Source organism: Salmonella sp. GDC200615 (genome assembly GCF_050574145.1).
Classification (GTDB): domain Bacteria; phylum Pseudomonadota; class Gammaproteobacteria; order Enterobacterales; family Enterobacteriaceae; genus Salmonella; species Salmonella enterica.
Genome location: NZ_CP192247.1, coordinates 1,527,719 through 1,548,588 on the forward strand (window position 1 = coordinate 1,527,719; position 20,870 = coordinate 1,548,588).

At 51.2% G+C, this 20,870-nt stretch carries 13 protein-coding genes and 2 pseudogenes; 6 read left to right on the plus strand and 9 right to left on the minus strand.

Annotated elements, in window-relative coordinates:
• Positions 1-185: 185 nt before the first annotated feature.
• Genes glpC through glpA form a run of 3 tightly spaced genes read right to left on the minus strand, consistent with a single transcriptional unit; the run spans position 186 to position 4,250 of the window.
• On the minus strand, positions 186-1,376 hold the full coding sequence (gene glpC / locus ACQ29O_RS07100; RefSeq protein ID WP_001285728.1) for an anaerobic glycerol-3-phosphate dehydrogenase subunit GlpC: 1,191 nt from the start codon (positions 1,374-1,376) through the stop codon (positions 186-188).
• The gene (glpB, locus tag ACQ29O_RS07105; protein ID WP_253336172.1) at positions 1,373-2,632 is read right to left on the minus strand and encodes a glycerol-3-phosphate dehydrogenase subunit GlpB; all 1,260 of its coding nucleotides are present in this window, start codon (positions 2,630-2,632) and stop codon (positions 1,373-1,375) included. The genes glpC and glpB overlap by 4 nt, the downstream gene beginning before the upstream one ends.
• Positions 2,622-4,250, minus strand: coding sequence for an anaerobic glycerol-3-phosphate dehydrogenase subunit A (gene glpA / locus ACQ29O_RS07110; protein ID WP_000857215.1), 1,629 nt, complete (start codon positions 4,248-4,250; stop codon positions 2,622-2,624). The genes glpB and glpA overlap by 11 nt, the downstream gene beginning before the upstream one ends.
• 272 nt (positions 4,251-4,522) lie before the next feature.
• Here glpA and glpT point away from each other — a divergent pair, with 272 nt between their 5' ends.
• Complete coding sequence (gene glpT / locus ACQ29O_RS07115) at positions 4,523-5,881, plus strand: glycerol-3-phosphate transporter (protein WP_000948739.1); 1,359 nt, start codon at positions 4,523-4,525, stop codon at positions 5,879-5,881.
• Between the two features lie 4 nt (positions 5,882-5,885).
• Entirely contained in the window at positions 5,886-6,956 is a 1,071-nt protein-coding gene (gene glpQ, locus ACQ29O_RS07120; RefSeq protein WP_000858952.1) for a glycerophosphodiester phosphodiesterase, read from the plus strand.
• Between the two features lie 115 nt (positions 6,957-7,071).
• Here glpQ and ACQ29O_RS07125 read toward each other — a convergent pair whose 3' ends face one another.
• A complete protein-coding gene (locus tag ACQ29O_RS07125) occupies positions 7,072-7,950 on the minus strand; it encodes a LysR family transcriptional regulator (RefSeq protein ID WP_000176719.1) in 879 nt (292 codons plus the stop codon).
• 161 nt (positions 7,951-8,111) lie between these two features.
• On the opposite strand from ACQ29O_RS07125, the gene ACQ29O_RS07130 reads away from it, so the two are divergent.
• Entirely contained in the window at positions 8,112-9,302 is a 1,191-nt protein-coding gene (locus ACQ29O_RS07130) for an MFS transporter (protein WP_000660246.1), read from the plus strand.
• Position 9,303: 1 nt separating this feature from the next.
• On the opposite strand, the gene yfaE is transcribed toward ACQ29O_RS07130, so the two are convergent.
• The 5 genes from yfaE to ACQ29O_RS07155 form a co-directional block, all read right to left on the minus strand.
• Complete coding sequence (yfaE, locus tag ACQ29O_RS07135; RefSeq protein WP_000533921.1) at positions 9,304-9,558, minus strand: ferredoxin-like diferric-tyrosyl radical cofactor maintenance protein YfaE; 255 nt, start codon at positions 9,556-9,558, stop codon at positions 9,304-9,306.
• Entirely contained in the window at positions 9,558-10,688 is a 1,131-nt protein-coding gene (nrdB, locus tag ACQ29O_RS07140) for a class Ia ribonucleoside-diphosphate reductase subunit beta (protein WP_000332026.1), read from the minus strand. The genes yfaE and nrdB overlap by 1 nt, the downstream gene beginning before the upstream one ends.
• Before the next feature lie 112 nt (positions 10,689-10,800).
• Positions 10,801-13,086 (minus strand): class 1a ribonucleoside-diphosphate reductase subunit alpha, encoded by a 2,286-nt coding sequence (nrdA, locus tag ACQ29O_RS07145; RefSeq protein WP_001076489.1) that lies wholly within the window; start codon positions 13,084-13,086, stop codon positions 10,801-10,803.
• 355 nt (positions 13,087-13,441) lie between these two features.
• Positions 13,442-14,170, minus strand: a complete 729-nt coding sequence (ubiG, locus tag ACQ29O_RS07150) for a bifunctional 2-polyprenyl-6-hydroxyphenol methylase/3-demethylubiquinol 3-O-methyltransferase UbiG (protein ID WP_001091008.1) — start codon at positions 14,168-14,170, stop codon at positions 13,442-13,444.
• Between the two features lie 82 nt (positions 14,171-14,252).
• Positions 14,253-15,137 carry a GntR family transcriptional regulator gene (locus ACQ29O_RS07155; RefSeq protein WP_000944715.1) on the minus strand — a complete coding sequence of 295 codons (885 nt, stop codon included), beginning with the start codon at positions 15,135-15,137 and terminating at the stop codon, positions 14,253-14,255.
• A gap of 49 nt (positions 15,138-15,186) precedes the next feature.
• On the opposite strand from ACQ29O_RS07155, the pseudogene ACQ29O_RS07160 reads away from it, so the two are divergent.
• The 3 genes and pseudogenes from ACQ29O_RS07160 to gyrA all read left to right on the plus strand — a co-directional run bounded on the left by ACQ29O_RS07160 (position 15,187) and on the right by gyrA (position 20,774).
• Positions 15,187-16,512: pseudogene (locus tag ACQ29O_RS07160) on the plus strand (MFS transporter).
• A 14-nt stretch (positions 16,513-16,526) separates the two neighbouring features.
• Positions 16,527-17,728, plus strand: a pseudogene (locus ACQ29O_RS07165) (mandelate racemase/muconate lactonizing enzyme family protein).
• 409 nt (positions 17,729-18,137) lie between these two features.
• The gene (gyrA, locus tag ACQ29O_RS07170) at positions 18,138-20,774 is read left to right on the plus strand and encodes a DNA topoisomerase (ATP-hydrolyzing) subunit A (protein WP_001281285.1); all 2,637 of its coding nucleotides are present in this window, start codon (positions 18,138-18,140) and stop codon (positions 20,772-20,774) included.
• The last annotated feature ends 96 nt before the right edge of the window (positions 20,775-20,870 follow it).

Consider the following 20,870-nt stretch of genomic DNA (forward strand, 5'->3'; position numbering starts at 1 on the left):
ACCGTGGGTTAGCGGTCATGGTTAACCAAATAGGGCAGGTTATTGCAAAGAGACATCCGCGTTTATACCCAAAATAATCCGTAGCCAACACATAAGCAACTTGAAGTATGAAGGGTATATGTCTGATGGAAAATCGTCCCTGGTGAGTAGGGTAATAGCGCCGGAGGGGCTCCGGCGCTTTTTACTTAGCCGAGCGCCTGGGCCAGTAGCGTAATGGGGTGTTCGCAGCGTTTGCTTGTAGACATCTCAATTTGCCACTTACAGGTTTCACAATCGGTGACGACAATGTCGGCGCCGCTCTCTTCAATCTGGCGGAACAGTGGCGCGCCGATGGACTGTGATGTCGGATAGTTTTCCTTTTTAAATCCATACGTACCGGCAATGCCGCAGCACTGTGAATCAAGTACCGTCAATTCAAGCCTCGGAGTTTGCCGCAACAGTTCAAGCGTGTAAAGCGTCCAGCCCATTTTTTCCATATGACACGGCGTATGGTAGACCACTTTCAGCGGTAAAGGATTAAGCGGCAGCGTTTTCCCGGCATCCAGTTTGCGCCATAGCCAGCGGGTGGCCAGCTCGATATGTTCGCGCAGCCCGGCGTTGTCCACGTCCAGCACTTCAGGATATTCATCGCGCAACGCAAACGTACAGGTGGATGACGTGGCGATGACCGGAATACCTTTGACGGCAATCGCCTCGCGTAGCGACTCCACATTGCTGATAGCCTGTTTGCGAGCTTTATCCGTAAAACCGTTAGCGATCAGCGGTACGCCGCAACACTTCTCTTTACTCAGTAACTGTACGCCAGTACCCATTGCGTTCAGCACCTTAATCAGATCTTTTCCGAGCTGCGGATGATTGTAATTCACAAAACAGCCATGGAAAAAGGCGACCTGATCTTTGTATTTAGCCTGCTGCGCCGCCACGCTACGATACCAGCGGCGGAAGGTGCCGAAAGAGTATTTTGGTAAGGTGCGGCGATGATCGATTTTGAGCGCGTAATCAAGCAACTGGCGCACTGGCTTTAATGCGGTGGCGGTATTGACCACCGGCGCGAACGGCGTTGAAACGCTGCCCATCAGATCGGTATGGCTGAGAATAAAATTACGCAATGACGGGCGCGTCGTATCGTATTTTGCGCGGGCGCGCTGGATGATATCGCCAATCTTCACGTCCGACGGACAGGCGACCTCACACCGTTTGCAGTTAATGCAATATTTCAGTGCCTCATCATACAGTGCGCCGTCTTTCAGACGCAGGCGCTCGCCATCCGGTCCGGCCTGTTTAGGGCCAGGGTAGCCAGGATTAACGCGGCTGACCGGGCATGCGGTGGTGCACACCGTACATTTAATACAACTTTCAAAACGTGTGTCGCTCATTGCTGTTCTCCTGCACGCTCAGCGATATGGTGCGCGGCCTGGAGGGCGCTGACTGCGCAGACACCGCCGCCGCATCCCTCAGCTATAGGATCGAATCCCGCCAGCACAGAACCTATTGCATACAGATTTTCTACCGTGTTGCCCGCAAGGGAGGGGCGGAAGGCGTCATCCGTCACGACGCCAAACTGCTGCCAGGGCTGTGGGTCAAAGAAATGTTGTTGATACCATTCGGCGCGGGTGGCCGTTTGCTGTACGTCGAGCCCTAAAATAGGTTCGCGGATCCCTTCGCGCTCGGCAACCAGACCGCTACTAAAGAAGCTACCGCTGGCAAGTACGGCAAAACGCGGGCGCAGTGGGATATCGGCATGGTTGCGGGTCCATATTTCGCTCACGGTACCGCGACGGCAGGTGACTTTCTTCACTTCATCGCCCGGCATCCAGATGCCGCCCTGACGGACAAACTGGCGCTGGAGCTGATTGTGCAGACGAATACCGAGCACCGATGGCGGCAGCGTTGACAGCAGCGTGAGCGCGCAGGGCAGACGTTCGTTAAGCCAGCGCCACAGCGTATCGTTCGCCAGCCCGAAACAGGCGGGCATGATGATCATGTCGCAGTTTGTCGCTATTGGCGACAGCGCGTCGTACAGCAGCGGCCATTTTTCTTCGTTATCAAGCAGACGCGCAATATTGACCGCGCGAAATTCCGTCGGGTTATCACGCAGTACGTCCAGTTCCGGAAGGTCGATTTCTGCGGTTTCCACGTTGAGGTCGCGTTGGCGCAGCGACGCTGCCGCAAGGTGCGCCTGGAAATCCAGTAATCCGCTAACGCCGACGACGCAAATTCGCTGTGCGGATAACGGCCAGACCGGTACTTCCGGCGAGCTAAGCCAGGTTGAACGCAATGTGCCAAGCGGCGTGACACGCTGGTGCGCCTGCTGTACGTCACCGTATAACTGCGCGCCGCTGGCGTTAAGTAGCGTTTGCGCCTGTTGCGCCAGCGTAAGGACTTTTTGCGCGCCTAAACGCGAATAAGGATGTTCAGGCGCCTGGCGGCACAGCGCATCAAGCCCGGCGGTAATGTCGGTCACCGGTTGGCCGTCGGGCAGGGCGCTGAGTAGATCCAGCGAGCCGGAGGAAAAATGCAGCGCGCTTTGTCCGCGGGTGACGATGGCGCAGCGTAATCCATGCTGCTGGAGTTGCAGTCCGCATAGCAAACCGGCGAGACCGCCGCCCATAATAACCGTATCAAATTTCATCCTGGTGCTCCTTCTCCAGACCGCATAATCCCTGATAAACCCAGCGCGTGAATTCGCTTTCGCGCAGCGCGTCTCCCCAGGCGACAGGTTGTACGCCTTTCCAGCGCTCATTCAGAAATTCAGAGAGTTGCGTAATAGATTGCGCCGCGGTCGTCACATTAAAACGCTGCAATAGCCCGGCCGCGCGGCAGGCGCACAGTTCGCCCTGGCAAGTGCCCATCCCTACGCGGGTGCGACGGCGCAGATCCAGCAGGCTATTCACGGTTAAGTTTTCGATGGCATACTGCACTTCCCCCGCCGTGACGGCCTCGCATTCACAGACCAGGCTACGGTGTTGGCGGCCTTCACTCAGCCACCCCGGCGTGCGATCGCCATGCCGATAAACCGCCGATCCGCGTAGCGGCGCGGGAAGCGAGATAATGCGTTTCAGCGTATGTTCCGTGGACTCTTTTGAGCCAGGCAACGGCGTATCTGCCGTGATGCAGGGGCGAGTATTGCCCAACTTGCGGCACACGGCGTCGGTCGCCCATTCCGCCATCAGGCGGTAAGTCATTAGCTTCCCGCCGGTAATGGTAATGAAGCCATCAAGCCCGTCGCGTTCGGCGTGGTCGAACAACACAATACCGCGGCTGACGTTCCGACCGCTGGGATCGTCATCGCTGGCCACCAGCGGGCGGACGCCGGAATACGCGCGCAGAATACGCGTTTTCGCCATGACAGGGGCCAGTTTTTCCCCTTCACGCAGCAGGATATCGACTTCATCTGCGGTGACGCGGTTGCTGTCTATCTCATTGTAATCAATATGGGTAGAGGTAGTGCCGATCAATGAAATCGTATCGCCAGGTACCAGAATGTCGGCATCCGATGGTTTCCGGCAGCGGTTAATGACATGCTGGTTGATCCGATGGTCCATGATCAACAGCGAGCCTTTCGCCGGGAACATGCGAATACTCAGGTCGGCGTATTCGGCGATCCGTTGCCCCCAGATACCAGCCGCATTGACCACCACCGGCGCGTGAAGCGTCTGGGTTTCGCCAGTGAGATGGTTGCGCGCATGGACGCCGCAGACCGTTGCGCCTTCACGAATGAGCCCGGTCACTTCATGCGCCGTTAACACGATTGCGCCATGTTCTCTGGCATCCAGCATATTGGCGGCGGTAAGGCGGAAAGGGTCCACGGTGCCATCCGGCACTTTTACCGCACCGATGAGCGCAGGGTTAACGGAAGGTTCGATGATGCGAGCCTGCTGCGGATCGATGGCTTCAGCGCGAATGCCCGCCGCTTCACAGGCGCGAATAAAGGTGGCCTGAAACGCAAGATCATCTTCCGGCAACGTAATAAACAGACCATCCGTCGGTTCGACGCAATGGCGGGAGATCCGTTTTAAAATCTGGTTTTCACTAATGCACTCGCGCGCGGATTCCGCGTCGGTAACCGCATAACGAGCGCCGCTGTGCAGCAGTCCGTGGTTACGCCCGGTCGCGCCGGTCGCTATATCATGCCGTTCCACCAGAATGACACGTAAACCGCGCAGCGCGCAGTCGCGGGCGATCCCTGCGCCTGTTGCTCCACCGCCAATGATAATCACGTCACTTGCTTGCGAGTCGCGAGTTTTCATTGTTTTTCCTCACAGTTCGTTTTTTATCATTTAGCCATACAAATCATATGGAATGTTTGATTTCGCGCATAATCGCTCACTATTCGAAAATGAAACGTGATTTCGTGCGCCTTTCTGAACATTAGTCATAAATCTGTAACAATATGTGCTGTAATTCACATTAACGTGACGTATCTTTACTTAACATCGCGGCCACACTGGGAGCAGCGGGGTTGTTTGAACGAACTGCGGTGTTTACCTCTAAATAAAATATGGGCCACGGAGGCTACAATATGTTGAGTATTTTTAAACCAGCGCCGCATAAAGCGCGCTTGCCAGCGGCGGAGATTGATCCGACCTATCGCCGATTACGCTGGCAGATTTTCCTGGGGATATTCTTTGGCTATGCCGCGTATTATCTGGTGCGCAAGAACTTTGCCCTCGCGATGCCCTACCTGGTAGAACAGGGTTTTTCACGCGGCGATCTGGGCTTTGCGTTGTCCGGGATTTCCATCGCTTATGGTTTTTCGAAATTTATAATGGGTTCGGTGTCCGATCGCTCGAATCCGCGCGTTTTTCTGCCGGCAGGGTTGATTCTGGCCGCAGCAGTCATGTTGTTTATGGGCTTTGTGCCGTGGGCGACATCCAGCATCGCCGTGATGTTTGTGCTGTTGTTCCTTTGCGGCTGGTTCCAGGGGATGGGGTGGCCGCCGTGCGGACGTACGATGGTTCACTGGTGGTCGCAGAAAGAGCGCGGCGGCATTGTGTCGGTCTGGAACTGTGCGCATAACGTCGGCGGCGGGATCCCGCCACTGCTGTTCCTGCTGGGGATGGCGTGGTTTAACGACTGGAAAGCGGCGCTCTATATGCCAGCCTTTGGCGCGATTGTGGTGGCGCTGTTCGCTTTCGCAATGATGCGCGATACGCCGCAATCCTGCGGTCTGCCGCCTATCGAAGAGTATAAAAACGACTATCCGGACGACTACAACGAAAAAGCGGAAGAAGAGCTGACTGCGAAGCAGATCTTCATGCAGTACGTACTGCCGAACAAATTACTATGGTATATCGCTATCGCCAACGTGTTTGTTTATCTGCTGCGCTACGGCATCCTCGACTGGTCGCCGACCTACCTGAAAGAAGTGAAGCATTTCGCACTGGATAAATCCTCCTGGGCCTACTTCCTGTATGAATACGCGGGTATTCCGGGCACGCTGCTGTGTGGCTGGATGTCGGATAAAGTCTTCCGCGGCAACCGCGGTGCGACCGGCGTGTTCTTTATGACCCTGGTGACTATCGCGACCATCGTTTACTGGATGAACCCGGCAGGGAACCCGAACGTTGATATGGCTTGTATGATTATCATCGGCTTCCTGATCTACGGCCCGGTAATGTTGATCGGTCTGCACGCGCTGGAACTGGCGCCGAAAAAAGCGGCGGGTACGGCGGCGGGCTTTACCGGTCTGTTTGGTTACCTGGGCGGTTCTGTCGCTGCAAGCGCCATTGTGGGTTATACCGTTGACTTCTTCGGTTGGGATGGCGGCTTTATGGTGATGATTGGCGGCAGCATTCTGGCGGTAATCCTGCTGGTGGTCGTGATGATTGGTGAAAAACGCCATCATGATGAGCTGCAGTTAAAACGCAACGGAGGCTAATAACATGAAAACCACACTGAAAAACCTTAGCGTGGCGTTAATGTTGGCAGGAATGACCATCGGAAGCGGCGCCGTGGCGGCTGAAAAAGTCGTTATCGCCCACCGTGGTGCCAGCGGTTATCTGCCGGAGCATACGCTACCGGCGAAAGCGATGGCGTATGCGCAAGGGGCAGATTATCTGGAACAGGATTTAGTGATGACAAAGGACGACCATCTGGTCGTCCTCCATGACCACTACCTTGACCGGGTGACTGACGTCGCTGACCGTTTTCCGGACCGGGCGCGTAAAGATGGGCGCTATTACGCTATCGATTTTACGCTGGATGAAATTAAATCCCTGAAGTTTACCGAAGGGTTTGATATTGAAAACGGCAAAAAAGTACAAACTTATCCGGGCCGTTTCCCGATGGGAAAATCTGATTTCCGCATTCATACCTTTGAAGAGGAAATTGAATTCGTTCAGGGATTAAATCACTCTACCGGTAAAAATATCGGTATTTATCCGGAAATTAAAGCGCCGTGGTTCCATCATCAGGAAGGGAAAGATATTGCCGCGAAAACGCTGGAAGTGCTGAAGAAGTATGGTTACACCGGCAAGCAGGACAATGTCTATTTGCAGTGTTTTGATGTCGCTGAGCTGAAACGTATTAAGAATGAACTGGAACCCAAAATGGGGATGGATCTCAATCTGGTTCAACTTATTGCGTATACCGACTGGAATGAAACACAGCAGAAACAGCCGGACGGTCGTTGGGTAAATTACAACTACGACTGGATGTTTAAGCCGGGCGCTATGAAGCAGGTGGCGGAATATGCGGACGGTATTGGTCCGGATTACCATATGCTGGTTGCGGAAGGCTCAACGAAAGGGAATATCAAGCTGACTGGAATGGTGCAAGACGCGCATCAGAATAAGATGGTAGTGCATCCTTACACTGTGCGTGCCGATCAATTGCCGGACTATGCCACAGACGTCAATCAGTTGTACGACATCCTGTATAACAAGGCGGGCGTCGACGGGCTGTTCACTGACTTCCCGGATAAGGCGGTTATGTTCCTGCAAAAAAATGACTAAAGGTTTGCCATAGTCGAAGTGACGCGCCGGATGAGGGCATAAACGCCTCATCCGGCCTGGCGCAACGTTTGCCAGCGTAAGTCTGGTAAACGCAATGCCATCAGGCGGGGTTGTTTTATAGCAACCCCTCATCGGTCAGTGTTTCCATACATTTTTGTAATAAAAATAACGGACTTCCTTCTACCGGCGGTTCTTTTGCTAACAGGGAAATTTGTCGATAAAAGGTGGGTTCCAGCGCCACGGAGCATAATTTTCCTGTCGTGGCTTTTAAGGTTAATTCTGGCAATAAGGCGATACCTAATCCCTGGCGAATAAAATTCAGCGCAGTATCGGGATGGTTAAATTCATATTTAAATATCGGCTCAATACCCTTTTCTTTAAACAACGCCATAATGCTTAATTCATAACGACCTTTACTGACAATAAGTGGTTCGTCCATCAGTTCTTCGACCGTTACCGTACTATTGGCCGCCAGGGGATGATTTTCAGGCACCACTACGGTGAATTTATCCCGGTAAATGGGGACGCAATACATACCGTTGACCGGAAAAGGAACGAAACCGGCATCAATACTTCCGTCCTGCAGCGAATCAATAATAGCCGTACTGTTCTCTTCATAGGGGATAATTTTTACATTTGGATGATGGCTTTCAAAATAGCGAATGACGCCGGGTAAAATGCAGGCGCAGGCGCTGGGAAAACAGCCAATCCGTAGCGTACGGGCCGGGTTCTTTTTTTCTTGTTCGGCAATCTCTTTTACCGCGTTGACGTCGCGCTGGATCGCGCGTAAGTGCCTGACGATGCGGCTACCGGCGGCGGTAAGCTCAATCTCTTTACGACGCTCACGAATCAATATGTCAACGCCGAGCTCCTCCTCAAGCGCGGAGATGGCCTGGCTGACGGCGGATTGCGTCATGTATAGCCGTTTGCTGGCCTCGGTAAATCCGCCGTACTCCAGTACGGCAAGCAGGGCGTGGATTTGAGTTAGTGTCATTAGTAAAACCTAATTAATATAATTAAAACGATTAATTTTTCTAATAGAGTGCACTTGTTTATACTGCGATTCTATCGAATACATCACATTTTGACGCACCTGATAGGTGTTCAGTTGAGCTGAGCGTTGCCTGCGTGCGCCATCTGAGCGGGTCGTTAAGAATGAAAGAAAAATTATGGACGAAGGATTTTTGGGCAATCACCATAGTCAGTTTTATTATCTTTTTTGTTTTTTATGTACTGCTAACTTTATTACCCATTTATATCGCTGACCGCCTGCATGCTTCTGCAGATAAGGCCGGGCTGTTAGTGACATGTTTCCTGGCCGCGGCAATTGTTATTCGGCCATTTGCCGGACAATGGGTGGGAAAATATTCGAATAAAAAGATTCTGGTGCTCTCTTCTCTGGCTTTTTTGGTGATTACCGCGCTGTATCCGGTTTGCCATTCTATCGAGTCGCTGCTCTTTATCCGCGTACTTCATGGGATTACGTTTGGTGTTATTACCACGGTAAAAGGAACTATTTCAGCGCGGTTAATTCCGGCCTCCCGACGTGGAGAGGGCATCAGCTTTTTCTCTTTAGCGATGGGCCTTGCGATGGTCGTAGGACCGTGGATCGGTTTGAATATGGCCCGCTGGAACGCGTTCACTGCCGCATTCTGGCTTTGTTCCGCTGTAGCGGCGTTAGGGATTGTACTTTCCCTGATTGTGACGGTCCCTCCGGTAATTCGTCATGCCGATGGTTCGAAACCGAATCTGGGTTTTGCCGCGATGTTTGACCGCGCCGCCTTGCCTTTTGCGCTGGTCACCTTTTTTATGACTTTCTCCTATGCCGGCGTATCGGCTTTCCTGGCGCTGTATGCGCGTGAGCTGGATTTAATGGCGGCGGCCAGTAATTTCCTGCTGTGCTACGCGATTTTCCTGATGATATGCCGTACCTTCACCGGGAATATTTGTGATAAAAAAGGGCCGAAATATGTTGTTTTCCCATGCCTGTTGGCTTTTACCATCGGTCTGGTGGCGCTGGGCTACACCAATGGCAGCATCATGATGATTATCTCCGGCGGTTTCATCGGTATCGGCTACGGTTCGGTCACGCCGGTTTTCCAGACGCAAATTATCAGCTCGGTTGAACCGCATAAAATCGGCGTGGCGAATTCACTGTTCTTTAACGCGATGGATGCCGGAATGGCGATTGGCGCCTTTATCATGGGAATGATGGTTGAGTCGGTTGGCTATCGTATGATTTATGTCGCTGGCGCGGTGCTGGTGGTACTCGCTGGCGCACTGTATGCCGTGCAGATGAAAAAACGTGGCGTGATGCCTTTGGTTTCCACCAGCGAGTTGCACTGAGTTACATCTCGATTTCGATATCGCCTTTTGCCCTGCAGCAGCAGGGCAAAATCTCTCCCGGCTGGATAAACGCTAAAGGTTCCGTAATCCAGTCAACCTGACCGGCAACCAGTCGGGTACGGCAGGAGCCGCAATAACCTTCGCGGCACTGATACTCCACCTCAACGTTATGCGATTCCAGCGCGGCCAGCAGAGAAGGGTGTTCATCCTGGCACAGCAGCTGTGTGCCAGTGATACGCAGCGTGACGCGTCCCATCAGAGCTGGAAATTACTCAGATCGTCGGTATCGACTTCCGAATCGATTTGTCCGACCAGATAAGAACTAACTTCCACTTCCTGTGGCGCAACCTGAACGTTATCGGACACCAGCCAGGTATTGATCCACGGGATTGGGTTGGAGCGGGTCTGGAACGGCAGATCCAGCCCTACCGCCTGCATACGAATATTAGTAATATATTCAACGTATTGACACAGGATATCTTTATTCAGGCCGATCATCGAACCGTCGCGGAACAGATAGTCCGCCCACTCTTTTTCCTGCTGCGCCGCCTGCACGAACAGGTCATAACATTCCTGTTTACACTCTTCGGCGATTTCCGCCATCTCCGGGTCGTCCACGCCGCTACGCAACAGGTTCAGCATATGTTGCGTGCCGGTCAGATGCAGAGCTTCGTCACGGGCGATCAGACGGATAATTTTGGCGTTGCCTTCCATCAGTTCACGCTCGGCAAATGCGAAAGAGCAGGCGAAGCTGACGTAGAAGCGGATGGCTTCCAGCGCGTTCACGCTCATCAGGCACAGATACAGTTTTTTCTTCAGCTCACGCAGATTCACGACAACCGTTTTGCCATTAACGGTATGGGTGCCTTCACCGAGCAGGTGCCAGTAACTGGTCATCTCAATAAGTTCGTCGTAGTAGGCGGAGATACCTTCGGCGCGCTTCTGAATTTGCTCATTGGTCACGATATCGTCAAACACGACCGCCGGATCGTTGACGATGTTACGAATAATGTGGGTGTAGGATCGTGAGTGAATCGTCTCAGAAAACGCCCAGGTCTCTACCCACGTCTCCAGCTCCGGGATGGAAATGAGCGGCAGCAGGGCGACGTTCGGGCTACGTCCCTGAATGGAATCCAGCAGCGTCTGGTATTTGAGGTTGCTGATGAAGATATGTTTTTCGTGCTCCGGCAACGCCTGATAATCGATACGATCGCGGGAGACGTCGACCTCTTCCGGACGCCAGAAGAAAGAGAGCTGTTTTTCGATCAGTTTTTCGAAGATGTCATATTTCTGCTGGTCATAGCGTGCAACGTTGACCGGCTGGCCAAAGAACATGGGTTCCTTGAGCTGATCGTTTTTCGTCTGTGAAAAAGTGGTGTATGCCATTGAAGTGAATCCTTTATGGGATGAGCGCCGGATGGCGGCGCAAGCGCCTTATCCGGCCTACAAACCGTACAATCGTAGGCCGGGTAAGCATAGCGCTACCCGGCACTATTCATCAGATCTTACAAGCGCCGCTTTCGCAGCCATCGTCCTGAATAGAAGGCGCCAAATCGTCCTGCGCATCTTCCGCGCCGTCGCGGGTATTTTGATAGTACAGAGTTTTCACGCCAAACTTATACGCGGTGAGCAAATCTTTCAGCAGTTGCTGCATCGGCACTTTTCCTGACGGGAAACGTGACGGATCGTAGTTGGTATTGGCGGAAATCGACTGATCGATAAACTTCTGCATGATACCCACCAGTTGCAGATAACCGTCGTTGTTCGGCATCTCCCACAACAGTTCGTAAGCGTCTTTCAGATGCTCATAATCCGGCACGACCTGACGCAAAATACCGTCTTTCGAGGCCTTGATGCTGACGTAGCCGCGCGGCGGCTCAATGCCGTTGGTGGCGTTGGAGATCTGGGACGACGTTTCCGACGGCATTAGCGCCGATAGCGTGGAGTTACGCAGACCGTGGGTTTTGATCGACTCACGCAGCTGTTGCCAGTCGTAGTGCAGCGGTTCGTTGACGATCGCATCCAGATCTTTTTTGTAGGTGTCGATCGGCAAAATGCCTTTTGCATAGGTGGTTTCGTTGAACCATGGGCAGGCGCCTTGCTCTTTCGCCAGTTCGTTGGACGCTTTAAGCAGATAGTACTGAATGGCTTCGAAGGTTTTATGCGTCAGATTATTGGCGCTGCCGTCGGAATAACGCTTACCGTTTTTCGCCAGCCAGTAGGCGAAGTTAATCACGCCAATGCCCAGCGTACGACGGCCCATTGCGCCGCGTTTGGCAGCCGGAATCGGGTAATCCTGATAATCGAGCAGAGCATCCAAAGCGCGTACTGCCAGAATAGCCAGTTCTTCCAGCTCGTCCAGAGTTTTAATGGCGCCCAGGTTGAATGCAGACAGCGTACACAACGCAATTTCGCCGTTTTCATCGTTGACATCGTTCAGCGGTTTGGTTGGCAGGGCAATCTCCAGACACAGGTTAGACTGGCGTACCGGGGCGACAACCGGATCGAACGGACTGTGAGTATTGCAGTGGTCAACGTTCTGGATATAGATACGACCGGTAGAGGCGCGTTCCTGCATCATCAGCGAGAACAGTTCGACCGCTTTCACACGCTGTTTGCGGATGCTGTCGTCGTGTTCATATTTCACGTACAGGCGTTCGAATTCGTCCTGGTCGGCGAAGAACGCATCGTATAGCCCGGGTACATCCGACGGACTGAACAGCGTAATGTCGCCGCCCTTCAGCAGGCGGGTATACATCAGTTTGTTGATCTGTACGCCGTAGTCCATGTGACGTACGCGGTTGCCTTCCACGCCGCGGTTGTTTTTCAGCACCAGCAGGCTTTCCACTTCCAGATGCCACATCGGGTAGAAGAGGGTTGCCGCGCCGCCGCGCACGCCGCCCTGCGAACAGGATTTCACCGCCGTCTGGAAGTGCTTGTAGAACGGAATACAGCCGGTGTGGAACGCTTCGCCGCCGCGAATCGGGCTGCCCAGCGCACGAATGCGTCCCGCGTTGATGCCGATACCGGCGCGCTGAGAAACGTATTTCACGATAGCGCTGGAGGTGGCGTTGATGGAATCCAGACTGTCGCCACACTCGATCAGTACGCAGGAGCTGAACTGACGGGTTGGGGTACGCACACCGGACATGATGGGCGTCGGCAGCGAGATTTTGAACGTAGAGACCGCATCGTAAAAACGTTTTACATAGTCAAGACGCGTTTCACGCGGGTAGTTCGAGAACAGGCAGGCCGCTACCAGAATGTAGAGGAACTGTGCGCTTTCATAGATTTCGCCGGTCACGCGGTTTTGCACCAGATATTTCCCTTCCAGCTGCTTAACGGCAGCGTAGGAGAAGGTCATATCGCGATCGTGAACGATAAACGAATCCATCTGCTTGAACTCTTCTTCCGTGTAGTCTTCCAGCAGATGATTGTCGTATTTGCCAAGCTCAACCATTTTTACCACATGGTGGTAAAGTGCGGGCGGCTCAAACTGGCCGAAGGCTTTCTTACGCAGGTGGAAAATCGCCAGACGCGCAGCCAGGTATTGATAATCCGGCGCATCGCGAGAGATCAGGTCTGCGGCGGCCTTAATGATAGTTTCATGGATATCGGAGGTCTTAATCCCATCATAAAACTGAATATGCGAGCGTAGCTCGACCTGAGAAACCGATACGTTATTCAGTCCTTCTGCCGCCCAATCAAGCACGCGATGAATTTTGTCGAGATTGATGCGCTCAGTACGGCCGTCACGCTTTGTCACCAGCAGACTCTGATTCATGTGGTTTTCTACCTGTTTACCTGTCCGTGAAAGAAAAATATCCCCCCGCTTATCCACAACGCCACGTTGTGACTAACTCTGTGGATAAATACTATATATAGGGGGTAATCGATAAGTGAAACGCTATATGGTGAGTATTCTAGTAGGGATTCTTTTGAGTACAAGAGTTGATTTTGGCGTTAAATTGCGGTTGTAAAAGAGTAAGAATCGCTAAATGCGCGTCTGGTAAGGCCTGGGGAGGATGTCAACAATTCATAAAAAAAAATCAAAATTTGATCGAATGCTGATTTCTTCATCGAAGAGAAAGGTTGCGCCCGATGATCTAACGCAACCCTTATAGGAAAATTCTTTGATGTCAGGCTTTTTTAGCGCGGGTATGCAACATGTAGTTAACGTCTACTCCGGGACCGAGTTTGAAAGTATTGGTTATCGGGTTGTAGTGCAGCCCGGTGATATGTTGCTCTTTCAGGACGGTTTCATCTACCCAGCTTAACAGTTCAGCAGGCTTAATGAATTTCTTCACGTCGTGCGTGCCTTTTGGCACCATGCGCAGAATATACTCAGCGCCGACGACCGCCATCAGCCAGGATTTCCCATTGCGGTTCAACGTTGAGAAGAACACCTCGCCGCCGGGTTTAACCAGTTGGGCGCAGGCGTGGACGACCGATTGCGGATCGGGAACGTGCTCCAGCATTTCCATACAGGTGACGACGTCGTATTGCTGGGCGTGTTTTGCCGCATGTTCCTCAACCGTCTCCTGCATGTACTCTACCTCGATGCCGCTTTCCAGCGCATGCAGTTTGGCGACCTGCAAAGGCTCAAAGCCCATATCCAGCCCGGTGACGGTTGCGCCTTCGCGCGCCATGCTCTCCGCCAGAATACCGCCGCCACAGCCGACGTCTAGCACCTTTTTACCAAACAGGCCGCCTGAGCGCTCAGTAATGTAGCCAAGGCGTAGGGGGTTGATACGATGCAATGGCTTGAATTCGCCCTCCAGATCCCACCAGCGCGACGCGACGGCTTCGAATTTGGCGATTTCATTATGGTCAACGTTGTGAGCTACCGACGGTTTTTCAGTGTTCATGAGTACATGAGATTCCGCTATTGATCTATCGGGGCAGTATAGCAGGTGCAAAGTCGCTGCGTTATATCTACTGCCGTCTTTATTACGCTTTCAGCGCAAGAAGTTTTCTTGCGCGTTCTGTAAAACCGCTACCGATGTGGTGCGTGATAAAATTACAGACGCCCTCGACGTTGTTGTTTTTTAACATATCCAAAATAGTGGCATGTCCACGGTTAGAGCTGGTGATATATTCAGTGGTAAAATCCAGTCTGTAGCGAATTGCCAATAAACGTGCTGAGATCAACAGGTGTGCTTGTGAAATGTATTTATTATCGGCATATTTCACAAAAACATAATGAAAATCATGATCCAGTTTGAGGTAAGCTTGCGTATCGCGCTCTGCATTAATTTTTGCTGACTTCGATAAAATATTGCTTAATTCGACTATGACATTGTTAGCATTTTTCTCCATCGCTTCACGAATTGCGCCCTGTTCAAGGATAACCCTCATTTTGATGAGATCATTGATATCCTCGTCGGTGACAGAAAAAACAAATGTCCCACTGCGGGGAATGATGTTGACTAAGTTTTCATTATAGCTCAGCCAAATAAAAGCTTCACGAATTGGTGTTTTACTTACCATCAGAATATTTGATAGTTCATTTTCACTGATCGCTTGCCCAAGATCGAAATCGCCATGGATAATCATCTCCCTTATTTTCTCTTTAATCACCTGGGTGATGGATTTGGGTATTTCAATTGATATGTGACTAAAGTCACGCTTTAATCTATTTTTCATTTTCTTCTCCTCCATGGTTAAACCCGGCTCCATTGTAATTAATTTATTTAAAATTAACGGATCTAATATATCAGATATAAGAAAATTTACATACTTTATTGTTGTTATTGTATATTTCATTAAGTTTGCTTGCTGATATATCAGATATGACACATTAGCTTTTGAATTGTATTGTTTTTTACGTAACATCAATTCCGGTCAATACCCTTATTCATTGAATCATAAAAGGTGATGCAAAATGAGTAGTCCACAAGAAAATTTATACGATGCAATTCGTATTGTAAAAAGGAAAATCATTCCTTTGGCCTTTATTCTTTACTTTTTTAACTATATGGATCGTGTCAATATTGGGTTTGCTGCATTACGCATGAATGAATCTCTCGGTATTACGCCTGAGGATTATCGCTAATATTTCTTCTGTATTCTTCATATCATATTTAATCTTTCAAATTCCGAGTAGCATTGGCTTGCAAAAGCTTGGCGCAAGAAAATGGATTAGTTCCATTATTATCGGCTGGGGAGCGGTAACAGGGCTGATTTTTTTTGCTAAAGATACTCAACATATTTTGCTGGCTCGCATTTTTTTGGGGTATTTGAAGCTGGCTTTTTCCCGGGCATGGTTTATTATCTTGCATGTTGGTTCCCGGCTCGTGAACGCGGAAAAGTCAATAGTTTCTTCATGTTATCTATTGCTGTTGCATCGGTATTGGCTGCACCGATGTCTGGTTGGATCATCGAGCATTTGAATACCCCGGATTATGAAGGCTGGCTCTGGCTTTTTGCTATTGAAGGTATCCCTACCGTATTCCTTGGCATCCTGACATTTTATTTACTGCCTGACAGTCCAGAAAAGGCTAAATGGCTTACGCCACAGCAGATATCGGCCTTAGTTAATAAATTACGTACTGACAATGAAACCGCAGCTGCATTAAATAAAAATACCAACTCATCCTTTCTTTCCGTAATCAAAAATCCAGTTTTGCTTCAGCTTTCTTTCGCCTACATGTTGATTCAGGCGGCTGCTCTGGCGGCAAACTACTGGTTGCCGGGGTTGGTGAAGGGATTTTCAGCTGATTTTACGGATACTGACGTTGGTTTAATCATGAGTATTCCGTTTATTTTCGCTATGTTCAGCATGCCCTGGTGGGGCTGGCATTCCGATAAAAAGAATGAACGAAAATGGCATGCTGCATTACCCATGTTTCTGGCAGGCTGTGGTTTTCTGATGATTGCTCTTGTCCCCTCAATGTCGCTGAGAATGCTGGGGCTAACGTTCTATGGTGTTGGGATCCTCAGCTATTACGGACCTTACTGGGCGCTGCCTTCTGCATTATTGTCGCCGTCAGGGTTGGCTATCAGCATTGCGTTTATTAACTCATGTTCAAGTCTTGGCGGATTCCTGATTAATAAGTCACTGGGATTTGTTTCTACTCATTATGGTGCGACAGGAATATTTATTGTAGAGGCAATACTTTGCTTCGCTGCGGTAGCCGTTTTGGCGTTAATGAAAATTGATGTGAAAAAAGAAAAAAGCCAACAAACAAATGTTGTATCACGAACCTGATAAATGGAGAAATTATGAAAATTACATCTGTTGAAGTTTTTGACTGTGAATTAAAAAAAAGAGATCAAACGATGTCATCCTATAATCCAGTACTTATCCGGGTGAATACCGACTCAGGATTAAGTGGTATTGGCGAAGTAGGACTGGCCTATGGCGCAGGCGCTAAAGCTGGCGTAGGGATCATCAGAGATCTGGCGCCATTGGTTGTGGGTGAAGATCCATTAAATATCGAAAAAATTTGGGAGTTCTTTTTCAGAAAGACTTTTTGGGGGATGGGGGGCGGAAACGTTTTTTATGCCGGAATGAGCGCTATTGATATTGCTCTTTGGGATATCAAAGGTAAATATTTAGGTGTACCTGTTTATCAGCTCCTTGGCGGGAAAACTAATGAAAAATTAAGAACCTATGCTAGTCAGTTACAATTTGGTTGGGGGGATAAACGCCAGATATTAGTGACACCTGAGGAATATGCTGAGGCGGCGCGTGCGGCTCTTGACGTGGATATGATGCGATTAAAGTGGATCCACTCGAAATCGATCGTAATGGCGATGACTGTGTTTTTCAGAATAAAAATCGTAACTATTCAGGATTGTTACTGGCCGATCAATTAAAAATGGGGGAAGCGCGAATTGCCGCTATGCGTGAAGCAATGGGGGATGATGCTGATATTATCGTGGAAATCCATTCTCTTCTCGGTACAAACTCAGCTATTCAATTTGCGAAGGCGATAGAAAAGTATCGTATCTTTCTTTATGAAGAACCGATTCATCCATTAAATTCTGATAATATGCAGAAAGTTTCCCGTTCAACAACGATTCCAATCGCCACTGGCGAGCGTTCCTACACAAGATGGGGATACAGGGAATTACTGGAGAAGCAGTCTATTGCCGTAGCGCAACCTGATTTGTGTCTCTGCGGCGGAATTACCGAAGGAAAGAAAATCTGTGACTATGCTAATATTTATGACACCACTGTACAGGTGCATGTTTGCGGCGGTCCTGTTTCCACGGTAGCCGCGCTGCATATGGAAACAGCAATTCCCAACTTTATTATTCATGAGCATCATACCAATGCGATGAAAGCATCTATTCGGGAACTTTGTACCCACGATTATCAACCGGAAAATGGCTATTATGTCGCGCCGGAACAGCCCGGATTGGGTCAGGAATTAAACGATGAGGTAGTGAAAGAATACCTGGCCTATGTGATTAAATAGCATCTGGTGATACTGATTATGGTTTATGCCTCCCGGCATATCCCCTAAATAATTCGAGTTGCAGGATAAAATGGTTAACCGTCTTGAACAGCGCTTGCGCTAACCCCGACGGGGCGAGGCCCAGGGATGGGCCGAGTAACTTGCCGCCAACGCACATGAAACTTGAAGTATGACGGGTATACGCGGGAGGTATTGATTTTCCAGCCTCTTCCTGACCAGACCCCGATCTCCCCTGTGTCGCCTCTGAAACCGATCGCCGATAAACGCCGAGACCACGCTTATAAATGAAGAGAGCATGCGGCACCCGAATAAAGCATTGTCTGGCTGCATTCCGTTTACCAGTACGTGGGCGAATGTGTTATAATTTGCGACCTTTGAATCCGGGATACAGTAGAGGGATAGCGGTTAGATGAGCGACCTTGCGAGAGAAATTACACCGGTCAACATTGAGGAAGAGCTGAAAAGCTCCTATCTGGATTATGCGATGTCGGTCATTGTTGGCCGTGCGCTGCCGGATGTCCGAGATGGCCTGAAGCCGGTACACCGTCGCGTACTTTACGCCATGAACGTATTGGGCAATGACTGGAACAAAGCCTATAAAAAATCTGCCCGTGTCGTTGGTGACGTAATCGGTAAATACCATCCCCACGGCGATTCCGCAGTGTATAACACCATCGTTCGTATGGCGCAGCCATTCTCGCTGCGTTACATGCTGGTGGATGGTCAGGGTAACTTCGGTTCTATTGACGGCGACTCCGCGGCGGCAATGCGTTATACGGAGATCCGTCTGGCGAAAATCGCCCACGAACTGATGGCCGATCTCGAAAAAGAGACGGTGGATTTCGTGGATAACTATGACGGTACGGAAAAAATTCCGGACGTCATGCCGACCAAAATTCCGAATCTGCTGGTGAACGGTTCTTCCGGTATCGCAGTAGGTATGGCGACGAATATCCCGCCGCACAACCTGACGGAAGTGATTAACGGCTGCCTGGCGTATATCGACAACGAAGACATCAGCATTGAAGGGCTGATGGAACATATTCCGGGGCCGGACTTCCCGACCGCCGCGATCATCAACGGTCGTCGTGGTATCGAAGAAGCCTACCGTACCGGTCGTGGCAAAGTGTACATTCGCGCCCGCGCGGAAGTTGAAGCTGACGCGAAAACGGGCCGTGAAACCATCATCGTCCATGAAATTCCCTATCAGGTGAACAAAGCGCGCCTGATCGAGAAAATCGCCGAGCTGGTGAAAGATAAACGCGTGGAAGGCATCAGCGCGCTGCGTGACGAATCCGACAAAGACGGGATGCGCATCGTGATTGAAGTGAAACGCGATGCGGTGGGCGAGGTGGTGCTTAATAATCTCTACTCCCAGACCCAGCTACAGGTTTCCTTCGGTATTAACATGGTGGCGCTGCATCACGGCCAGCCGAAGATCATGAACCTGAAAGACATCATTTCAGCGTTCGTGCGCCACCGCCGTGAAGTGGTGACGCGTCGTACTATTTTTGAACTGCGTAAAGCCCGTGACCGCGCGCATATCCTTGAAGCTCTGGCGATTGCGCTGGCTAACATCGACCCGATTATCGAACTGATTCGCCGCGCGCCAACGCCGGCAGAAGCAAAAGCGGCGCTGATTTCGCGTCCGTGGGATCTGGGCAACGTTGCTGCGATGCTGGAGCGCGCTGGTGATGACGCTGCGCGTCCGGAATGGCTGGAGCCAGAATTTGGCGTGCGTGACGGTCAGTATTACCTGACTGAGCAGCAGGCGCAGGCGATTCTGGATCTGCGTTTGCAGAAACTGACCGGCCTGGAGCATGAAAAACTGCTCGACGAATACAAAGAGTTGCTGGAGCAGATTGCTGAACTGCTGCACATTCTGGGCAGCGCCGATCGCCTGATGGAAGTGATCCGCGAAGAGATGGAGTTAATTCGCGATCAGTTCGGCGATGAGCGTCGTACCGAAATCACCGCCAACAGCGCCGATATTAATATCGAAGATCTGATTAGCCAGGAAGATGTTGTCGTGACGCTGTCTCACCAGGGTTACGTCAAATATCAACCGCTGACGGATTACGAAGCGCAACGTCGTGGTGGGAAAGGTAAATCTGCCGCGCGTATTAAAGAAGAAGACTTTATCGACCGCCTGCTGGTGGCCAACACCCATGACACCATCCTCTGCTTCTCCAGCCGGGGCCGTCTGTACTGGATGAAGGTCTATCAGTTGCCGGAAGCCAGCCGCGGCGCGCGCGGTCGTCCGATCGTTAACCTGCTGCCGCTGGAAGCCAACGAACGTATCACCGCGATTCTGCCGGTTCGTGAATACGAAGAAGGCGTCAACGTCTTTATGGCGACCGCCAGCGGTACCGTGAAGAAAACGGCGCTGACCGAATTCAGCCGTCCGCGTTCCGCCGGTATTATCGCGGTGAACCTCAACGACGGCGACGAGCTGATTGGCGTTGACCTGACTTCTGGTTCTGACGAAGTCATGCTGTTCTCGGCCGCGGGTAAAGTGGTGCGCTTCAAAGAAGACGCCGTCCGTGCGATGGGGCGTACCGCGACCGGTGTGCGCGGTATTAAGCTGGCGGGAGACGATAAAGTCGTCTCTCTGATCATCCCACGCGGCGAAGGCGCTATTCTGACCGTAACGCAAAACGGCTACGGGAAGCGTACCGCAGCGGACGAGTACCCGACCAAGTCTCGTGCGACGCAGGGCGTTATCTCTATCAAAGTGACCGAGCGCAACGGTTCCGTTGTCGGTGCGGTACAGGTAGACGATTGCGACCAGATCATGATGATCACGGATGCCGGTACTCTGGTGCGTACCCGAGTGTCCGAGATCAGCGTCGTGGGACGTAATACCCAGGGCGTTATCCTTATCCGCACGGCGGAAGATGAAAACGTGGTGGGTCTGCAACGCGTTGCTGAGCCGGTAGATGACGAAGAACTCGACGCTATCGACGGCAGCGTGGCGGAAGGGGATGAGGATATCGCCCCGGAAGCGGAAAGCGATGACGACGTTGCGGATGACGCTGACGAGTAATGTTATTGCTGTGCGAGGGCCGGATATCCGGCCCTTTTTCTTTGCCGTTGCGGGCTACGTCATTTACCGCTACCTTAGTCACACTCTATTTACATC